This window comes from Mycobacterium sp. NGS27 (assembly GCF_059813005.1).
This window is the reverse complement of sequence record NZ_JCALDT010000007.1, coordinates 155,946-174,801: the sequence shown is the minus strand read 5'-3', so window position 1 is coordinate 174,801 and position 18,856 is coordinate 155,946. Positions and strand designations below refer to the sequence as shown.

Sequence of the window (18,856 nt, the reverse complement as noted above, 5' to 3'; positions counted from 1 at the left end):
CGATCAGCCTCCGATATTCGGGTCGAATGTCAGCAGCACGTAGGTGCCCAGCACCAACGTGAACCCCATCGACAACAGCAGCAGGCTGTTGAGCCAGAAGCGGGTGCTGTCCTTGCGGCTGTAGTCGTCGATGATGGTGCGCAGGCCGTTGCCGCCGTGCAGTTGCGCCAGCCACAGCAGCGCCAGGTCCCAGAACTGCCAGAACGGCGACGCCCACCGCTGCGCCACGTAGTTGAAGTCGATCCGGTAAACGCCGTTGTCCCACATCAGCATGATGAACAGGTGGCCGATCGCCAGCACGAACAACGCGATCCCGGAGAACCGCATGAACAGCCAGGCGAACTTCTCGAAGTTGGGGATGCCGGCCCGCCGCCGCGGCGAGCGGGGGTTGTCCAGGCTGGCGGGGCGGTCGTAGAGGCGCTGTTTGACCGGGGCGAGGCCGCCCCGGTGGGATTGGGAGCCCAGCTGCTGAAGCTCGCTCATCGGAAGTGCTCCATCATGTGGATGACCGTCACCACGCCGGCCGGGACCATCAGCAGCAGGAACACGATGCCGACGATCCAGAACATCAGGCGTTGGTGGCGCGGGCCTTCGGACCAGAAGTCGATCAGGATCACCCGGATCCCGTTCAGGCCGTGAAAGAGCACCGCGGCGATCAGGCCGTATTCCATCAGGCCGACGATGGGCATCTGGTAGTCGTGGATCACCGCGTTGTAGGTCTGCGGGCTCACCCGCAGCATCGCGGCGTCCAACACGTGGACGAACAGGAAAAAGAAGATCGTCGCGCCGCTGATCCGGTGCAGCACCCACGACCACATGCCGGGGTCGCCCCGGTACAGCGTCCGTGGCGGCCTGCGCTTGCGGGCCGATACCGGTGCCGCCGGATCCGCGGTTGTCGGTTGCGTAGTCACCCCAGTCCTCACCGCCTTCTTCCGACTTCAACGCCAGTCACGCCGGGCACTTGAGCTTAGCTCGGACACGGTGCCGCTTGCGCCAATGTCCGTCAAGCGAAATGCAGTTTTGCGACTAGGGTGACTGTCGGAATCGGCGACGGGTGAGCGGGGTTCGTTATGCCTGAGATCGACTGGAAGATGTTGCGGGACAAGGCAATCGATGTCTCTGCGGGTGCGTATGCGCCGTACTCGCGGTTCCGGGTCGGGGCGGCCGCGCTGGTCGATGACGGCCGGGTGGTCACCGGCTGCAATGTGGAGAACGTCTCATATGGCCTTGGTCTCTGTGCCGAATGTGCGGTGGTATGCGCCCTGCATGCCACCGGCGGCGGCCGGCTGCTGGCGCTGGCGTGCGTGGACGGGCGGGGCTCGGTGCTGATGCCCTGCGGCCGGTGCCGTCAGGTGCTGGCCGAACACGGCGGCCCCGAACTGCTGATCGACCACCCGGGCGGGCCGCGCCGGCTCGGCGACCTGCTGCCGGACGCGTTCGGCCCCGACGACCTGGCCGCGGGCCGCGGCTGATGCACGCCGCCGCTTGCTGAGCGTTGTCGGCCCGCTTACCGTCATGCGTGTGCAACGGGGGAGCGCAGCGCCGACGGGACCGCTGCCCCGCCTTTTTGTTGCGGTGCTGATCGCGGCTGCTGTGGGCGCCGCGGGATGCGCGTCGCAGTCAACCAAAGCAAAGTCGCCGTCGCCGACCGCGTCGTCGGCGGCGGCGTCCTGGGTGGAGGACGCCGTCTCATTCGCGGTGGCCGACATGACGGTGTACGGCACCTTCCGTCATCCGGCCGGGCGCGGCGGGGCCGTGCCGGGGGCGCTGCTGATCGCCGGCAGCGGGCCGACGGATCGCAACGGTGACTCGGCCGTCATGCCGGGTCGGCTCGACACGCTGCGGAGCCTGGCGAAGGCGCTCTCCGACGACGGCGTCGCCAGCTTGCGCTACGACAAGCTCGGCACCGGCCAGACCGGCCTCGGACCCTACTCGGCCGACCCGGCAAAGGTCGATATCGGCGTATTCCAAGACGAGGCGACCGGCGCGCTGAACTTCCTCGCGGGCCAGTCCGGCATCGACCGGAACCGCCTGATGGTGCTCGGCCATAGCGAGGGCGCTCTCTACGCGATGATGCTGGCCGCCGCCGCGCCCGGGACCGCCCCCGCGGTGCGGGCCCTGGGGCTGGTGGAGCCCGCCAGCCGCCGCATCCTCGACCACGTGTCGGCGCAGGCCCGCGCCCAGGCCGACGCGGCCGTCAGGTCCGGGCGGCTCACCGCCGCGCAGGCCGCCCAAAGCACGGCGGCGATCGATCACGCCATCCAGGAGTTCCGCGCGACCGGGCAGGTTCCGCCGGACGAACCGCCGGCGTTGAGGTCGGTGATCAACGCCGCCAACGCGCACGCCCTGTTGCAGGAAGACGCGATCGACCCGGCGGCGTTGGCGGCCAAACTGCCGCGCGCCATGCCGGTGTTGGTTACCTGCAGCGACGCCGATCTGCAAATCACCTGCCGGGACGTCGATTCGCTGGTGTCCGGCCTGACCAGCGCGGGCACCAAGACCGACTACGTCCACCTGACCGGTGTGGACCATGTCCTGAAAGAGGACGCCAGCAGGACGCCGGCCAATTACGCGAAGGCCCTACCGTTCTCCACCCAGCTGGTCGGGGCGCTGGCGTCGTTCCTCAACGAGAACGGGATGACGCCCTGAGCCCTGGCGACCCGACTGAGCCCGCCTTCGACGCGCCCACGGTGATCAGGACCAAGCGCGACGGCGGCCGGTTGTCCGACGCCGCGATCGACTGGGTCATCGACGCCTACACCGGCGGCCGGGTGGCCGAAGAACAGATGGCGGCCCTGCTGATGGCGATCCTGTTGCGCGGCATGGACCGCGGCGAGACGGCCCGGTGGACCGCGGCGATGCTGGCGTCGGGCGACACGCTCGACTTCGGCGACCTGGGCCTGGCCACGGTCGACAAGCACTCCACGGGCGGGGTGGGGGACAAGATCACCCTGCCCCTGGTGGCCGTCGTCGCCGCCTGCGGGGCCGCGGTGCCGCAGGCGTCGGGCCGCGGGCTCGGCCATACCGGCGGCACCCTGGACAAGCTGGAATCCATCGCCGGCTTCACCGCAAGGCTGTCCAATCAGCGCGTGCGCGACCAGCTGCGCGAGGTGGGCGCGGCCATCTTCGCCGCCGGGGACCTGGCCCCGGCCGACGCCAAGCTCTACGCGCTGCGCGACATCACCGCCACCGTCGAGTCGCTGCCGCTGATCGCCAGCTCGGTGATGAGCAAGAAGCTGGCGGAGGGGGCCGGCGCGCTGGTGCTCGACGTGAAGGTCGGTTCCGGGGCGTTGCTGGACTCCGAACGGCAGTGCCGCGAACTGGCGCACGCCATGGTCGAGCTGGGCGCGGCGCACGGGGTGCCCACCCGCGCGCTGCTGACGGACATGAACCGCCCGCTGGGCGCGACCGTCGGCAATGCCCTCGAGGTCGTCGAGGCGCTGGAGGTGCTGGCCGGGGGCGGCCCGCCCGATGTCGTCGAGCTGACCCTGCGGCTGGCCTCCGAAATGCTCGAGCTGGCCGGGATCGACGACCGCGACCCCGCCGACGCCCTGCGCGACGGCACCGCGATGGACCGGTTCCGCCGGCTCATCGCGGCACAGGGCGGCGACCTGACGATGCCGTTGCCCGTCGGTCGGCATGCCGAGAACGTGACCGCCCCGCGGGGCGGCACAATGGGCGATATCGACGCGATGGCAGTGGGGCTGGGGGCATGGCGCCTCGGTGCGGGCAGGTCCCGTCCGGGCGAACGGGTGCAGTCGGGCGCGGGCATCCGGATCCACCGCCGCCCCGGCGAGCCCGTCACCGCCGGCGAGCCGTTGTTCACTCTCTACACCGATACCCCCGAGCGCTTCGATGCCGCGCTCGCCGAGCTGGACGGCCGCTGGAGCATCGCCGGCGAAGCGGCCGAGATCCAGTCCCGACCGCTGATCATCGATCGGATCGTCGCATGACCGCACCGCTGGACCTGGAGCAGATCAGGCGGGCCCCCAAGGCCCTGCTGCACGACCACCTCGACGGCGGCCTGCGCCCGTCCACGGTGCTGGAGATCGCCGAGCAGGTCGGCTACGGCGGGCTGCCCGCCACCGACGTCGACGAGCTGGCGAGGTGGTTTCGCACCCGCTCGCACAGCGGCTCGCTGGAGCGCTACCTGGAGCCGTTCTCGCACACCGTGGCCGTGATGCAGACGCCCGAGGCGCTGCATCGGGTCGCCTACGAGTGCGTGCAGGATCTGGCCGAGGACTCGGTGGTGTACGCCGAGATCCGGTTCGCGCCCGAGCTGCACATCGACCGCGGGCTGTCCTTCGATGCGATCGTCGACGCCGTGCTGGCCGGCTTCGCCGACGGCGAGAAGGCGTGTGCGGCGGCGGGGCGCCCGATCGTGGTGCGCCTTCTGGTCACGGCGATGCGGCACGCGGCGGTGTCCCGCGAGATCGCCGAGCTCGCGATCCGGTTCCGGGACAAGGGAGTCGTCGGGTTCGACATTGCCGGCGCCGAGGCCGGTAACCCGCCGACACGGCACCTGGACGCCTTCGAGTACATGCGAGACCACAACGCCCGCTTCACCATTCACGCCGGTGAGGCGTTCGGGCTGCCGTCCATCCATGAGGCCATCGCCTTCTGCGGTGCCGACCGGCTGGGCCATGGGGTGCGCATCGTCGATGACATCGAGGTGTCGGATGACGGTGAAGTGCGGCTGGGCCAACAGGCATCGATCCTGCGCGACAAGCGAATTCCGCTGGAACTGTGTCCCAGCTCCAACGTGCAGACCGGTGCCGTCAAGAGCATCGCCGAGCATCCGTTCGATCTGCTGGCCCGCGCCCGCTTTCGGGTGACCGTCAACACCGACAACCGGCTGATGAGCGACACCTTCATGAGCCGCGAAATGCACCGACTGGTGGAGGCTTTCGGCTACGGATGGAGTGACCTCGAGCGCTTCACCATCAACGCGATGAAGTCCGCGTTCATCCCGTTCGACGAGCGGCTGGCGATCATCGACGAGGTGATCAAGCCGCGCTACGCGGTGCTGATCGGCTAGCGGCCCGCCGTCAGATGTGCCCGGGCATCCCGGCCATCCCGGTGTCGGCCGGCGCTGCGGGCGCGATCGGCATGGCCGGCGGCTCCATGGGTGGCGGCGCCATCGGCGGGGCTTCCATCGGTGGTGGTGCGACGGGTGGCGGCGCCACTGGTGGCGGGTCTACCGGCGGTGGCGCGTCCACCGGCGGAGGCGGGGCGATCGGCGGATCCGCCGGGGGCGGCGCGTACGGACCACCCGCGCACACCGGGTTAGTGGGCTGGCTGATGCAGCTCAGGTCCGCCGGGCCGGTGGGCGCGCCGCCGGCGGCATACGGCCCGCCCTGGCATTGCGCCACCTCGGGCATCGCCACGCAACGGGGATCGGATGGGTTGGTGGGCAGGTTGGGATCGGGGTCGTCCAGCGGAACGGGCGCACCGGGCGTACGCGCGGGCATCGCGTTCACTGCACTTGGGGCACCCGTCGCAACGACCCCGAGCACCGCCGCGGCCACGGCCGCTCTCGTGATCGCGTCGCGGATCTTCGGAGCCAGTTCCCAACCCATCGGTTCCCCTTCATGTCAGGCGGCCCCGGCCGCGTAGAAGCATATTAAGCACCGGCAGAAATCACCGGTTCGGTTTTTGCGCCGCTCCCACATATTCACCGAGGAAGCCGTTGCCCAACCACCACCTGGGGCTGGTGTGCTTGAAGATCTCGTCGCCGAGGGCACGAGTGCGCACCGACCTCTTGACCGGGAACGGATTCATCCCGGATTTGTACTCAAGGCCGACCATGGCCGGTGCCGTCGGCCGGTCTCGCCTGGGCAGCAGCTCGAAACCGGCGTGCCGGAGCATGGTATTCAACTCGGCCGGGCGGGGGAATCGCCGAAAGTCGTGGTTGGGCTTGTGCAGGCCGAACACGAACAGCGGCCCGACCGTGATGAAGTAAAGCCAGGTGAACACGTTGCGATCCGGTGTGACATAGAACATTCGGCCGCCTGGCTTCAGCGCGGTGAACACGCTGTCGAGCAAACGGCGGTGCTCCGTGCAATGGTCGAAGACTCCGTGCAGGTAGATCAGGTCGAACCGATTGGCCGCCAGCACATCCGCGTTTCGCGCGTCCCCGACGACGAAGTTCACCCCGGGCCGGCCGGCGAAGCGCTTGCGGGCCGCGTCGATCGATTTGTAGTCGACGTCGACGCCGACGATGTCCCACTCGCACAGCTGCGGATAGCGTTCCAGCAATCCCGCGATCGCCCCTCCGCCGCCGCAGCCGACCACCGCCATCGCCGGGTGGTCGCTATCTGTGGACGGCAGATAGTCGCGCAGGAAATCCCATGCGGTGTAGTCGATTTCGCTGACCAGGTCTGCCGTGAAACGCCACTGCGCGCTGACGTCGGCGTTGGAGAAGTAGCGGACCCCGCGCTCGATCGTGCCGTTGCTGAGTCGCATCAGCGCGCGATCGATCATCGAATAGCGGTACTCGGGCTCACCGACTGCGTCGTTGGCCCGTTCGTGGTCGAGGAACTCGAAGTACCTTCGCTCCTCGGGTTCGATTGGCGCTTGCCATGATTGGGCGTTACCGAGCGCACGCTCCCGGATCCACGAGTCGATGACCCGGCCGTAGACGTCTCTGTCGAACAACATCAGCTGATGGCCGCCGCCGGGCATCATGAAGAAGTCTTTGGTCCCGCCGATCCGCTCGAAACACGCCCGGCAGTGTTCGGCGCCGACTATTTCATCGTGCTCGCCACACGTGATCAGGACTGGTTTCGTGTTGGCCGCTGCGGGCCGTGGCGGGACATAGTTGAACACCGAGTGGTAGCTTCGCAACCCATACGACCAGACGTACAGCGGGTCCTTCTTCTTCGTTGCCAGTAAGCCGGGGTCTTCTTGGTAGGCGGCCTTGAAGTCGATGACCCGCCGTAGCGGGATCCGAAGCCGATCGCCTATCTTCGCTGCCGCGAATCGGGCCGGGCGCGACTGAAACAGCCGGATCGCCGGGCTCATCGGCGCCTCGTGGTTCAACAAGATGTTCATGCACACACCGGCCACCACGGCGGGGCACGCGTCGAGCGCGTGGAATGCGACTTCGCCCCCCTGGCTCGCGCCGTGCACGATGACGGGCAGGCAAGTGCGTCGCGCGGCGTAATCGGTCACCGCCCGGGTGTCTTCGAGGAAGGCCTCGAAACTGAACACGCCCGCCCTGCCTTCGGTGCGGCCGTGCCCGGTGAGGTCGAACGAATACACCGCCGCCCGATGACGGCGGCGCATGTGCTCGGCGAAGGTGTCGTAGCCTTCGCTGTTCCCGGCGGTGCCATGCACCAGCACCAAGACATAGTCGGCGTTGTCGTTGTCGTAGCGGCGCACGAAGATTCGTCGTCCACCGGATCCGGTCACCGCGTCCTCTGCCATCGGCGGGACTGCCTGCGTGGTGGTGTTCGCGGTCATCGGCGCCTCGAATTCAATCGTTCGGTGATGTGGGTGGCGATCATGCGCGCGAAAGCGTCGAAATCGCCGCGGAAGCGCGCAGTGTCGCCAACGAACGGGCGCTGCATCGACATGCCCAGCAAGACGATTTCCACGAGATGCACCGTCTCGTCGATCAAACCTGGCGGCGCGTCGTCACCGACGATCGCGCGTAGCAGTTCAGCGATCCGCCGGCGCTGAGTATCGCGATAGTCGACGTACGCGCTCCGCAAGAACTCGTTGTGGTTGGCCGCCGCGGTGAACTCGACCATGAACGTGACCGCTTCGAGGTTGTCGATGAACAGGGTGTACACCAGATCGGCCGCCTCGTTGAGACCGTCCGTCACCGACATCCGGTCAGCAAGCCGGGCCGACGCGGTGGAGAACATCGCCTTGGCCATGTCGTCGATCGCGGCCTGGAACAGCTTTTCCTTGGTCTCGAAGTGATAGTGCAGCAGGGTCTGCGAGACGCCGGCTTTCGCCGAGATCAGCTTCATCGACGACTTCTCATAGCCGTACGCGCCGAAGCACCGCATCGTCGTCTGCAGGATCCGCTGCCGGGCGTCGCCGGCCGTCCCCGCGGAATCAGCGTTCGGGGCTGTCGGAACGGTTGCGGTCAACATCGACTCTTCTCTTGGTCACCGGCTACCCGATAACGTACTGTCTGATCAATCAGTCAGGCAACTATGACGTGATGGATGAGCACCCGCCATGCCTTCGAAAATCACCTTGACCTTTGACAACGGACCGACTCCCGGGGTCACGGATCAGGTTCTCGATGCGCTCGCTCAGCGTCAGATGTCCGCCATGTTCTTTGTCGTAGGGCGCAACGTTCGCGCGCCGGCGGGACGCCGGCTGATGGAGCGCGCCGCGCGTGAGGGGCACCTGATCGGCAATCACTCCTACACCCATGGATTGCCTCTCGGAGAGCTTTCCCCGGCGCAAGCCATCGACGAAATCAGCGGCACGCAAACGCTTTTGGACGATGTCGCCGATGCCGATCGGTACTTCCGGCCGTGGGGAACCGAGGGCGCACTCGAACGTCGCTGCCTGAACCAAGCGGCCGTCGACTACCTCGTCGCGCAGAAGTACACCTGCGTCCTGTGGAACAGCGTGCCGCGCGACTGGGCCGACCCCGTCGGATGGGTCAGCCGGGCGCTCGCCGATGCCGACAAGTCTCAGCACACCGTGGTCGTACTGCATGACCTGCCAACCGGCGCGATGGAGCAGCTACCGCGATTTCTCGATGAACTCACGCGCGCCGGTTTGGAGGTCACCACGGAGCTCCCCGATGATTGCATGCCGATCGTGCGGGGGCGGATGCGCACGCCCGTCGATCATCTGCAACCCGAGCCCTAGAGGACGGACAACCCCATGGCCCGCACCGTGCTGGCCAGGTGGGTCTGCACCGCCTGCAGCGCGCGCGGTAAGTCGCCGTCGCGCAACGCTTCCGCGATGCCTTGATGCTCGGCCACGATCGTGGCCACCCGGTCGGGCTCGCGCAGCGACGATTCCCCGATCATCCGCATCTGCCGGTCGCGCAACGTCGAATAGAAATTCGCCAGGATGGTGTTGCCCGACCCTTCCAGGGTGATGGCGTGGAAGGCGCGGTCGGACTCCACGAACGCCCGCCAGTCGGCAGCGGACGCGGCGTCGCGCTGCCGCCGCAGTTCGCCCGATTGCCGTTCGAAGACCGCGGCGCAGACGGCTGGGCCGCGTCCGATCACCTTGCCGGCCGCGAACTGCTCGAGCACCAGCCGAGACTCCATCACCGCCCGCACCTCGTCGGGCGAGACCGGCACCACCAGGGCGCCGCGCTGCGGATACAACCGCAACAACCCCTCGGCCTCCAGCCGCAGGAACGCCTCGCGCACCGGGGTGCGCGACATCCCCAGCGCGCTGGCGACGTCGCCTTCGCTGATCAGCTCACCGCCCGGGAACGCGCCGGTGAGTACCTGCGTCTTGACGTAGTCCAGCGCGCGGTCCTTGGCGGTGCCCGGTCGACGGACCTTTGCCGGCACGCACACCCCCTTCCGGTGGCCAAGTCGTATCTCAAGCGTGGTCATGACCCTAACACCGGGCACCCCACCTGCGCGGATTGACGCTAAGATACAAGATAAATACTATTCAGATACGAAACAGAGCTAGGAAATGGAGGCGGAGATGCCGACCGCGCACAAGCTGGTCACGCCGAACCTGGATCCGACGATCCCCGCGCCGATGATCAACGTGGCCGAGTACGGGTTCGAGGGCCGTTTCGAGGAATGGGCGCAGCAGGCCGAATACTTCGAGTACTCCAAGGCGGCCAACCCGATCGGAGCCGGGCACATACCACCGATGCCGATGCGGCGCTTCGATCCCGAGGTCTATCTCGACGCGCCGACCGGTGTGATCCCGCTGGATCTGTCCGAGGAACTGCGCATCGACTCCGGCGCCGCGACCAGCCCCGCGCTGTTGGCCAACTTCATCAGCATCCGCTCCGGCGAGCAGGTCGATACCAGCCCCAACGCCACCTCGCAGCTGTACTACGTGCTCTACGGGCGGGGCTTCGCGGCGGTCAACGGGCGGCTGATCGACTGGGAGAAGGGCGATTTCGTGACGCTGCCCGCGGGCAGCCACTCGGTGTTCTACGCCGCCACCGACACGGCCATGTACTGGGTGCACGACGAGCCGCTGATGCGCTACCTGGGCGCCGAAGCCACCCAGCCGCGGTTTGAGGCAACGAAGTTTCGCCGCGCCGACGCCGTGGCCAGGCTGGAAAGGATCGCGTCGCGTCCCGGCGCCAACGACAAGAGCCGGGTCAGCGTGCTGCTGGCCAACGCCGATCAGGCGCAGACGCTGACCATCACTCACGTGCTGTGGGCCATGTTCGGCGTGCTGCCACCCAACCAGGTGCAGCGCCCGCACCGGCACCAGTCGGTCGCGCTGGACCTCATCCTGGATGCGCCGGAGTTCGGCTGCTACACGCTGCTGGGCACCCGCCTCGACTCCCGCGGCGACATCGTCGACCCCATTCGGGTGGACTGGCGGGCCGGTTGCGCCTTCACCACCCCGCCGGGGATGTGGCACGCCCACTACAACGAGACCGACGAGCCCGCCCACCTGATCCCGATCCAGGACGCCGGATTGCAGACTTACCTGCGCAGCCTGGATATCAAGTTCACCCAGCGTCGCGATCTCGGCGCCGGATAGTCCCGGCGGCGGCCCATGCACCGCCGGAGTTCGGCGCATAGTGTGGCTGGACATGAAGGTGCCCCTGCTGGGACCGGTGTCGCTCACCGGCTTCCAGAACGCCTGGTTCTTCCTGGTCCTGCTGATCGTGCTGCTGGTGATCGGCCTCTACGTCGTGCAGCAATTCGCCCGCCGTCGCCGGGTGCTGCGCTTCGCGAACATGGAGGTGCTGGAGCGGGTGGCCCCGGCGGCGCCCGGCAAGTGGCGGCACGTGCCGACCATCCTGTTGGCCGTGTCGCTGGTGTTGCTGACCACCGCGATGGCGGGGCCGACCTCGGACGTCCGGATCCCGCTCAACCGCGCGGTCGTGATGCTGGTGATCGACGTCTCGGAGTCGATGGCCTCCACCGATGTGCCGCCCAACCGCCTGGACGCGGCCAAGGAGGCCGGCAAGCAGTTCTCCGACCAGCTGACCCCGGCGATCAACCTGGGACTGGTGGAGTTCGCCGCCAACGCCACCCTGCTGGTGCCCCCGACGACCAACCGCGGCGCGGTGAAGGCCGGCATCGACAGCCTCAAGCCGATGCCCAAAACCGCGACGGGAGAGGGCATCTTCACCGCCCTGCAGGCGATCGCGACGGTGGGGTCGGTGATGGGCGGCGGCGACGGGCCACCGCCGGCGCGGATCGTGCTGGAGTCCGACGGCGCCGAGAATGTGCCGCTGGACCCCAATGCCCCGCAGGGGGCGTTCACCGCGGCGCGGGCCGCCAAGGCCGAGGGCGTGCAGATCTCGACGATCTCGTTCGGCACCCCGTACGGCACCGTCGACTACGAGGGCGCCACCATCCCGGTTCCGGTGGATGACCAGACCCTGCAGAAGATCTGCGAGATCACCGACGGCCAGTCGTTCCACGCCGACAGCCTGGATTCGCTGAAGAACGTGTACTCGACGCTGCAGCGCCAGATCGGCTACGAAACCGTGAAGGGCGACGCGAGCCTGGCCTGGATGCTGCTCGGCGCCTTCGTCATGGCCGGCGCCGTCCTGGCCGGTCTGCTGCTGAACCGCAGGCTGCCCGCCTGAGCTCTCAGCTGGGCAGGCGCCGGTTGATCAGCAGCGCCAGCGCCGTCGCGATCAGGGCGGCCAGCACGCCGAGGCGCAGCCAGCCGGCGCTGCCGGGCCCCGGCACGGAGCGGTAGCCGATCTCGTTCTCGATGGCGTTGTAGCTCTTCTGCAGCTCGCCGAGGTTGGTGGCGGTGTAGGCCTGGCCGCCGGACAACTTGGCGACGGTCTTCATCTGGTCGGTCGAGACCGGGACGGCGTGGCGCTGCCCGTCCATCTCGATCTCGCCGCCCTTGGTCCCGAACGAGATCGTCGAGATGGGCACGCCCTCGTCCTTGGCCAGCCGCGCCGCGGTGTAGACGCCGTCGTGCGGATCGCTGGGATTGGAGGGTTTGTTCTCGCCGCCGTCGGAGAGCAGCACGATCCGTGCCGGTGGCGGTGTGTCGCCGCCGGCGACCGCGGTGGCGCTGATCGCGTGCAGGGCGGTGAAGATCGCTTCGCCGGTCGCGGTGCTGTCGGCGAAATCCAGCTTCTTCAGGGCGTCGATGGTGGCCTGGTGCTGCGGGGTGGGCGGCACCAGCAGATACGGCGTGCCGGCGAATCCGACCAGCCCGAGGTTGATGCCCGGCGTGAGCTGACCGGCGAACTGGGTCGCGGCCTGTTCGGCGGCCTTGAGCCGGTTGGGTTCGACGTCGGTCGCGCGCATGGACTGCGACATGTCGATCACCAGCATGATGACGGCGCGGTTGCGCGGGATGCGCATGTCGTGGGTGGGCGTGCCCAGCGCGATGGTCAACAGCGCCAGGCACAGCAGCGACACGGCGATCGGGAGATGCCGCCACGGCGACTGCGCCACGGGCGCATCGGTGTAGCGGTGCAGCCGTTGGCGTCGCCGCGCCTGGACCCAGATGTAGACGGCCAGCAGCGCCAGGGGCACCAGCCCGAACAACAACAGGGCGGGACGCTGGAATCCGTAGAGCGGTAACGGCCCGATACCGGGAAGCGACACGTCACCCAACCTTCCCGTCTAAGCCCGGCCCGTCAAACGGTGGCGCTACTCGCGGCGCAGCCGCCCGTCGACGAATTGCTCCAGTTTCTCCCACTCGCGGACCGCCGCGGCGTACGGCGGCGACGGCTTGGCGACCGAGTCGGGCTCGAGCACGGCGGCCACCAACTTGCCCAGCGGCCGGCTGGTCTCGAGCGCCTTGTCGACGGTGCCCTCCTCGGAGTAGTCGCCGATGTCGCGGAGCACCTCGACGGCCAGTTCCAGCTGCTCGCGATCCACGGCGTTCGGTCCGTCGGCCAGGTCGTCGGCCAGCCCGCTGAGCACGTAGATGTTGTCCTCGGTGATCTCGACCGCCAGCGAGCCGTCGGTGGCGGCGGTGCGGATGTCGTCGTAGGTGCTCAGGTCCGCCAGGTCGTGGTCGTGCTCGTCGGCCAGGTAGCGGGCCAGCGCGCGCTCGGACGTGAAGACGCTGATGCGTCCGTTGCGGCCCAGGAAGATCGGCTGGTCGTCCAGGTAGCAGCGCAGCGTGTAGAAGGTGCCCGAACTCGTCATGATCCGGATCGGATCGATGCCCACCTGCTGCCAGAAGTCCTTGTCGCTGCCCAGCACCACGGTGTCGCCGGTCGCCCGGTCGGCCTCGTCGTCGGCCTCCTCGCCTTCGGCCTCGGGTTCGTCCTCCGAGGACTCCTCGGCGGTCTCGTCGCCGGCGGCGTCCTCGGCGCCGGCGTCCTCGTCCGGCTCGTCGGGTTCGCGCTCTTCGGCCAGTTCGTCGGCGGCCTTGTCCGACAGCTTGGAGTCGACCTCGGGGGTGGTGACGATGTCGTCGATCGCCGCGAGCACGTCGTCCCAGCTGCGCCCGATCACCTCGGCGATCGCATGCCAGCGTTTGGCGCCGGCCTTGCCGGCGAAGTTCTCGATGCCGCCGGACACGGTGCCCAGGCTGGGGTTGCCGTTGAAGAACTTCGACACCGCCGCCAGCTCGCACACCGATCCGATGGATGACACGATGGCCAGCGCGCCGGCCAGCGCGGACACCGACTCCTCGGTCGGCTTCTCGGCGACCAGCTCCTCGACGGCGACCAGGTCGAACTGCTTGTCCTCGGCCGGTTCGAACGCATGCGCGTGTGCGGCCCGCAGCTCCTTCCACGCCGGGTGGTCGGTGAGGTCGTTGTCGTCGTCGGCGCGCACGAACGCGACCAGGTCGGCGACGCTAGCGAACGCGAACAGGTCCTCGTCTTTGCCCAAGAACGCCTCCCACTCGTCACCGGAGTCACGCCAGCGCGGTGCCCACACGGTGTAGCGGTCACCATCGGACAGGCTCAGGCGAATCGGCACGAGGTCAGCAACCATGCGGCACAGAATAGCGACGGCGGCCGAATGTGCCCCATGTCGGGGCTAGCCCCAGATATCGGTGATGGGCGCGGCGCCGGCGGCGTAGCCCGTCTTCGGCAATCCGTACATCTGTTCCACCGTGGACAGCACGTTGTAGTGGTTGATCTGTTCGGTGTAGCTGCCGGGACGGACGTGCGCGCCGTAGAACACCGTGGGGATCTGGTTGCGGCCGCCGTTATCGTCCTCGTCGAACGTCACGATCAACAGGCTGTTGTTGGCCACCGCCCAGTTCGCGTACCCGGACAGTTCGCGGTTGAGCCAGGAGTCGGCCTGCGCGATCGAACCGTCGTGCATGTTGTCGTCGTTGTTGGGGATGACGAAGGCGACGGTCGGCAGGCTGGAGTAGTTGCCCATCGGGAACGCGGAGAACGGCAGCGAGTTGGCCGCCGGCACGTTGGTGAAGTTGGCCCACGGCACATGCTTGCGCGCGTACTTGCCCGCGCTGCAGACCGGTGAGCCGACCGCCGGCAGGCCCTCCGCGAAACCGACGAATGTGTAACCGGCGGCGAGCAATTCGGAGCCCAGGTTCGGCGCGGCGCCGCCATTGACCGGGCACACGTCCTTGGTCACCCCGAACGTATTGCCGGCGAAGAGCGCCAGGTAATTCGGTTCGCTGGGATGGGTTTCGGCGAACGACTGGGTCATGTTGGCGCCGCCCGAGGCCAGCGTGGTGATGAAGGGCGCCGATTTGTTCCCGATGATGCCGGTCTCGGAGCGGTTCTCCTCGACCACGATCACGATGTGCGCGGGTTGCGGAATGACCGCTGCGGCAAGGCCTATGCGCGGCGTCAGCGGGCTGGCCGCCAGCGCCACCAACGCGCACGCACCCAGCAGCCGCAGGGCCCGGTACGCGCCGCCGAGCGGCCCACGGATTTCGCGCAACACGCCCGGAGTATATGAACCGGTGCCGACGGTTCCGGGGACGGGCGCGAGCGTGTCAGAAGGGCTTAGCCCGATCGTTATATACCCTCGACCCCATGGAGATTCGCGTCGTCGAGCACCCGCTGGCCGCCGTCCGGCTGACGGTGCTGCGCGACCAACGCACCGATAACGCCGGTTTTCGCGCCGCGCTGCGCGAGCTGACGCTGATGCTGGTCTACGAAGCCGGCCGGGACGCGCCGCGAAAGTCGGTGCGGGTTCGCACCCCGGTCTCCTCGGCCGCCGGGACCCGCTTGGTCAAGCCGCCGCTGCTGGTGCCGGTGCTGCGGGCCGGACTGGGCATGCTCGACGCCGCGCACGCCGCGATACCGGAGGCGGAGGCGGGATTCGTCGGTGTCGCCCGCGACGAGGAAACCCACGCGCCGGTGCCGTATCTGGAGGCGCTGCCCGACAAGCTTGCGGGCAGGCCGGTGATCATCCTCGATCCCATGCTGGCCACCGGCGGGTCGATGGTGCACACCATCGGCCTGCTGCAGGGTCGCGGCGCCACCGATATCACCGTGCTCTGCGTAGTGGCGGCTCCGGAAGGCCTTGCGGCGGTGGAGAAATCGGCGCCGGACGCGCGAGTGTTCTGCGCCGCGGTCGACAAGGGGCTGAACAAGTCGGCCTATATCGTGCCGGGTCTCGGCGATGCCGGCGACCGCCAATTCGGGCCCAACCTGTTCACCAGCTCCGCACAGCAGCGATCAGCGCCTCGCGCAGGGCGGCGGCGCGGCGCCGCGAAGAGTCCAGGTCGCCGTCAACCGCACAGCGAATCTCCAGGTAGTACTTCAACTTCGGCTCGGTCCCGGAAGGCCGCACCACCAGCCTGATCGACGTGTCGCCGTCGCCGGCGGTGAAGATCAGCGCGTCGGTGATATCGGTGAGGGTCGCGGCGTAACCGGCCAGCGTTGTCGGCGGGTCCGCCCGCCAGTGCCGCATCAGTGCGGCCGCCTCCGTGGCGTCGGCGATCCGGCGCGACACCGCGGCGACGTCGTGCACGCCGTACCGGCGGGCCAGTTCGTCGAGGGCGTCGGGCACGGTGCGGTTACGCGCCTGCAACGCGGCCACCAGGTCGCACACCAGCACCGCGGCGCTGATGCCGTCCTTGTCGCGCACGGCGGTGGGGTCGACACCGTGCCCGATCGCTTCCTCGTAGGCGTAGATGAGCGTGCCGCCGGGCACTTTCGCGTCGGCGCGGGCCAGCCATTTGAAGCCGGTGAGGGTTTCGACGTGGACGGCGCCGTAGCGCGCGGCGATGGCCGACAGCATCCGCGACGACACCACCGTGCTGGCCACCACCGGTTTGTCCACCTGAGTCATCGACAACAGGTAATCGCCCAGCAGCCAACCGGTTTCGTCGCCGGACAGCATCCGCCACCGCGGCCCGTCCTTGATGCCGACGGCGCACCGATCGGCGTCGGGATCGAGCGCGATCGCCACGTCGGCGCCGACGTCCGCGGCCAGAGCCAGCAACGCGTCGGTGGCGCCGGGCTCCTCGGGGTTGGGGAACGCGACGGTGGGGAAATCCGGGTCGGGTGCGAATTGCGTTCCGACGGAATGCACTTCGACGAACCCCGCGCGGTGCAACGCCTCGACGGCCACCACACCGCCCACGCCGTGCAGCGCGGTCATCGCCACCCGCACCGACCCCTTGCCGTGCCGCAACCCGGCGGCCCGCTCGATGTAGCGCTCGACCAGATCGGTGCGCGCGGGTTCGACGGGGGTCCTGCCGATCTGGTCGGCCGGCGGGGCGGCGGCCATCGCGGCTTCGATCTCGCGGTCGGTGGGGGAGACGATCTGGATGCCGCCGTCGAGGTACACCTTGTAGCCGTTGTCGGCGGCCGGATTATGCGATGCGGTGATCTGGATCCCGGCCGCCGCGCCGGTGTGCCGCACCGCGAAGGCGACCACGGGGGTGGGGACCGGGCCGGGCAGCAGCAGCACGGAAAACCCTTGGGCGGCAAGCACTTCGGCGGCAACCGTGGCGAATACCGCCGAGCCGTGCCGGGCGTCGCGTCCCATGATCACCGGCGAGCCGGGTAGGCCGCGCGCGATCAGCACTTGTGCGACGGCCCAGGTCGCCCGCGAGACCACCGCGACGTTCATGGCGTCCGGCCCGCCGCGCACCGGCCCGCGCAGGCCCGCCGTGCCGAACATCAGCGGGCGGGCGAACCGCCGGGCGAGTTCTCCCGCGTCGCACGCGGCGAGCTCGGCCGCCGTCGCCGGGTCGGGATCGTGGGCGATCCACTCCTCGGGCGTCATGGCCCTAGAAGCGGGGGAGCTGGTTAAGGATCAACGCCAGCAGCGCCCCCATCCGGGTCGCCGCCGCGGCGCCGGCGGCGAGCACCTCGGTGTGGCTCAGCGGTTCGCCGCCGATGCCGGCGGCCAGGTTGGTCACCAGCGAGACCCCCAGCACCTCGGCGCCGGCCGCGCGGGCCGCGATGGTCTCGTGCACCGTCGACATGCCGACCAGGTCGGCGCCCAGCGTGCGCAGCATCCGGATCTCGGCGGGCGTCTCGTAGTGCGGGCCGGGCAGCCCGGCGTAGACGCCCTCGGTCAGCGTGGGGTCGGCCTGCCGGGCGAGCGCGCGCAGCCGCGGCGAGTAGGCGTCCGTCAGGTCCACGAACTGCGGGCCCACCAACGGCGACCGGGCGGTCAGGTTCAGGTGGTCGCTGATCAGGACGGGTTCGCCGACGGTCATCTCCGGGCGCAGGCCGCCCGCCGCGTTGGTGAGCACGACGGCGCGCACGCCGGCCGCGCAGGCCGCCCGCACCGAGTGCACGACATGAGACAGGTCGTGGCCCTCGTAGGCGTGGATGCGCCCGACCAGCACCAGCACGCGGTGCGCACCGATGCGCATCGACAACAGCTCGCCGGTGTGCCCCACCGCGGTGGGCGGGGCGAAGCCGGGCACCTCCGCCTGGGCCAGCACGGCGGTGGGCGTGCCCAGCGCCGCGACTGCCGGCGGCCAGCCGGATCCGAGCACGATGGCGACGTCATGCTCGGCGATCCCGGTGCGTTCGGCGATGACCTCGGCCGCCCGGCGGGCGAGGTCGCCTGGGTCCGACGGGGTTTCGGTCACAGCGGGAGCCTAGCGGTGGGGAGGTGTCGCCGGTATGTGTCAGGATCTGCCGTATGAATCTTCGTAGGTGGCCGGTGGTTGGCCCGGCCATGGGGGTAGCCGTCGCTATTGCGCTGTCGGTGGTTTCGATCACGTTCGGCCCGGCGCCGTCGGCCAAAGCGGACTGCCCCGACGTGCAACTCATCTTCATCCGCGGTACCGCCGAGCCGCCCGGCCTGGGCGTCGTGGGCGACGCGCTGTTCGGCGCGCTGCAGCCCGCGCTGGGATCGCGCAGCGTCGACTCGTACGCGGTGAACTACCCCGCCAGCTACAACTTCCTGACCACCGCCGACGGCGCGAACGACGCGCGCGACCACATCGCACAGATGGTCGACCAGTGCCCGTCCACGCGGCTGGTGCTGGGCGGCTTCTCGCAGGGCGCCGCCGCGGTGTCGATGCTCGCAGGGGTGCCGCCGGTGGGCCAGCGCATCGGCAACTTCGGCTCGGCTCCGGCGCTGGATCCCGGGCTCGCCGGCAAGATCAGGGCGGTCGCGGTGTTCGGTAACCCCGGCAACCGCTTCAATACGCCGCTGTCGTCGACGGGTGCGTTCGCCGGCCGCGCCATCGACCTGTGCAGCGAGGGCGATCCGGTCTGCGTCGTCGGTGGCCGTGACCGCGATGCGCACCACGACTACTCCGTACCGCCGTACCCCGGCCAGGCGGCGGGGTTCATCGCCGGGCTGGTGTAGCCCCGGCGGGGTTG

Annotated in this window: 19 protein-coding genes and 1 pseudogene; 9 read left to right on the top strand and 11 right to left on the bottom strand. The window is 68.9% G+C overall.

The window, feature by feature from the left end; translation table 11 throughout:
• Window positions 1-3: 3 nt before the first annotated feature.
• Both AC5Y30_RS19890 and sdhC read right to left on the bottom strand, forming a co-directional pair.
• Complete coding sequence (locus tag AC5Y30_RS19890; protein ID WP_499920464.1) at window positions 4-483, bottom strand: succinate dehydrogenase hydrophobic membrane anchor subunit; 480 nt, start codon at window positions 481-483, stop codon at window positions 4-6.
• Window positions 480-818 (bottom strand): succinate dehydrogenase, cytochrome b556 subunit, encoded by a 339-nt coding sequence (gene sdhC, locus AC5Y30_RS19885; protein WP_499920754.1) that lies wholly within the window; start codon window positions 816-818, stop codon window positions 480-482. Before sdhC ends, AC5Y30_RS19890 begins: the two co-directional genes overlap by 4 nt.
• Before the next feature lie 252 nt (window positions 819-1,070).
• On the opposite strand from sdhC, the gene AC5Y30_RS19880 reads away from it, so the two are divergent.
• The 4 genes from AC5Y30_RS19880 to AC5Y30_RS19865 are packed head-to-tail and all read left to right on the top strand — an operon-like array spanning window position 1,071 to window position 5,038.
• A complete protein-coding gene (locus tag AC5Y30_RS19880) occupies window positions 1,071-1,472 on the top strand; it encodes a cytidine deaminase (protein WP_499920462.1) in 402 nt (133 codons plus the stop codon).
• A gap of 49 nt (window positions 1,473-1,521) precedes the next feature.
• The gene (locus AC5Y30_RS19875; RefSeq protein ID WP_499920460.1) at window positions 1,522-2,649 is read left to right on the top strand and encodes an alpha/beta hydrolase family protein; all 1,128 of its coding nucleotides are present in this window, start codon (window positions 1,522-1,524) and stop codon (window positions 2,647-2,649) included.
• Entirely contained in the window at window positions 2,646-3,953 is a 1,308-nt protein-coding gene (locus AC5Y30_RS19870) for a thymidine phosphorylase (RefSeq protein WP_499920752.1), read from the top strand. The genes AC5Y30_RS19875 and AC5Y30_RS19870 overlap by 4 nt, the downstream gene beginning before the upstream one ends.
• Window positions 3,950-5,038, top strand: a complete 1,089-nt coding sequence (locus AC5Y30_RS19865) for an adenosine deaminase (protein ID WP_499920458.1) — start codon at window positions 3,950-3,952, stop codon at window positions 5,036-5,038. Before AC5Y30_RS19870 ends, AC5Y30_RS19865 begins: the two co-directional genes overlap by 4 nt.
• A gap of 10 nt (window positions 5,039-5,048) precedes the next feature.
• Here AC5Y30_RS19865 and AC5Y30_RS19860 read toward each other — a convergent pair whose 3' ends face one another.
• The 3 genes from AC5Y30_RS19860 to AC5Y30_RS19850 all read right to left on the bottom strand — a co-directional run bounded on the left by AC5Y30_RS19860 (window position 5,049) and on the right by AC5Y30_RS19850 (window position 8,105).
• A complete protein-coding gene (locus AC5Y30_RS19860; RefSeq protein ID WP_499920456.1) occupies window positions 5,049-5,579 on the bottom strand; it encodes a hypothetical protein in 531 nt (176 codons plus the stop codon).
• Between the two features lie 61 nt (window positions 5,580-5,640).
• Window positions 5,641-7,464, bottom strand: coding sequence for an alpha/beta fold hydrolase (locus tag AC5Y30_RS19855; protein ID WP_499920454.1), 1,824 nt, complete (start codon window positions 7,462-7,464; stop codon window positions 5,641-5,643).
• A complete protein-coding gene (locus AC5Y30_RS19850) occupies window positions 7,461-8,105 on the bottom strand; it encodes a TetR/AcrR family transcriptional regulator (protein ID WP_499920452.1) in 645 nt (214 codons plus the stop codon). The genes AC5Y30_RS19855 and AC5Y30_RS19850 overlap by 4 nt, the downstream gene beginning before the upstream one ends.
• A gap of 88 nt (window positions 8,106-8,193) precedes the next feature.
• Between AC5Y30_RS19850 and AC5Y30_RS19845 the strand changes: the two genes are divergently transcribed.
• Window positions 8,194-8,841, top strand: coding sequence for a polysaccharide deacetylase family protein (locus AC5Y30_RS19845; protein WP_499920450.1), 648 nt, complete (start codon window positions 8,194-8,196; stop codon window positions 8,839-8,841).
• Here the strand turns inward: AC5Y30_RS19845 and AC5Y30_RS19840 are convergent.
• Window positions 8,838-9,503 (bottom strand): GntR family transcriptional regulator, encoded by a 666-nt coding sequence (locus tag AC5Y30_RS19840; RefSeq protein WP_499920448.1) that lies wholly within the window; start codon window positions 9,501-9,503, stop codon window positions 8,838-8,840. The two genes, AC5Y30_RS19845 and AC5Y30_RS19840, sit on opposite strands and share 4 nt — an antisense overlap.
• 142 nt (window positions 9,504-9,645) lie before the next feature.
• Between AC5Y30_RS19840 and AC5Y30_RS19835 the strand changes: the two genes are divergently transcribed.
• Both AC5Y30_RS19835 and AC5Y30_RS19830 read left to right on the top strand, forming a co-directional pair.
• Entirely contained in the window at window positions 9,646-10,674 is a 1,029-nt protein-coding gene (locus AC5Y30_RS19835; protein WP_499920446.1) for a cupin, read from the top strand.
• Window positions 10,675-10,726: 52 nt separating this feature from the next.
• The gene (locus AC5Y30_RS19830; RefSeq protein ID WP_499920444.1) at window positions 10,727-11,734 is read left to right on the top strand and encodes a VWA domain-containing protein; all 1,008 of its coding nucleotides are present in this window, start codon (window positions 10,727-10,729) and stop codon (window positions 11,732-11,734) included.
• Window positions 11,735-11,738: 4 nt separating this feature from the next.
• Here AC5Y30_RS19830 and AC5Y30_RS19825 read toward each other — a convergent pair whose 3' ends face one another.
• From AC5Y30_RS19825 to AC5Y30_RS19815, 3 genes are read right to left on the bottom strand one after another with little or no spacing between them, the layout of a single operon-like run.
• Complete coding sequence (locus tag AC5Y30_RS19825) at window positions 11,739-12,722, bottom strand: VWA domain-containing protein (RefSeq protein WP_499920442.1); 984 nt, start codon at window positions 12,720-12,722, stop codon at window positions 11,739-11,741.
• A 45-nt stretch (window positions 12,723-12,767) separates the two neighbouring features.
• Window positions 12,768-14,069, bottom strand: coding sequence for a protein export chaperone SatS (gene satS, locus AC5Y30_RS19820; RefSeq protein WP_499920440.1), 1,302 nt, complete (start codon window positions 14,067-14,069; stop codon window positions 12,768-12,770).
• Window positions 14,070-14,114: 45 nt separating this feature from the next.
• Window positions 14,115-14,996, bottom strand: a complete 882-nt coding sequence (locus AC5Y30_RS19815) for an alkaline phosphatase family protein (RefSeq protein ID WP_499920438.1) — start codon at window positions 14,994-14,996, stop codon at window positions 14,115-14,117.
• Between the two features lie 92 nt (window positions 14,997-15,088).
• On the opposite strand from AC5Y30_RS19815, the pseudogene upp reads away from it, so the two are divergent.
• Window positions 15,089-15,706, top strand: a pseudogene (gene upp, locus AC5Y30_RS19810) (uracil phosphoribosyltransferase); the annotation flags it as partial.
• Window positions 15,707-15,713: 7 nt separating this feature from the next.
• Here the strand turns inward: upp and AC5Y30_RS19805 are convergent.
• Together AC5Y30_RS19805 and AC5Y30_RS19800 are read right to left on the bottom strand one after the other, a co-directional pair.
• A complete protein-coding gene (locus AC5Y30_RS19805) occupies window positions 15,714-17,294 on the bottom strand; it encodes a phospho-sugar mutase (RefSeq protein ID WP_499920436.1) in 1,581 nt (526 codons plus the stop codon).
• Between the two features lie 4 nt (window positions 17,295-17,298).
• Complete coding sequence (locus tag AC5Y30_RS19800; protein ID WP_499920434.1) at window positions 17,299-18,114, bottom strand: purine-nucleoside phosphorylase; 816 nt, start codon at window positions 18,112-18,114, stop codon at window positions 17,299-17,301.
• Window positions 18,115-18,227: 113 nt separating this feature from the next.
• Between AC5Y30_RS19800 and AC5Y30_RS19795 the strand changes: the two genes are divergently transcribed.
• Entirely contained in the window at window positions 18,228-18,842 is a 615-nt protein-coding gene (locus tag AC5Y30_RS19795) for a cutinase family protein (RefSeq protein WP_499920750.1), read from the top strand.
• Window positions 18,843-18,856 lie beyond the last annotated feature (14 nt).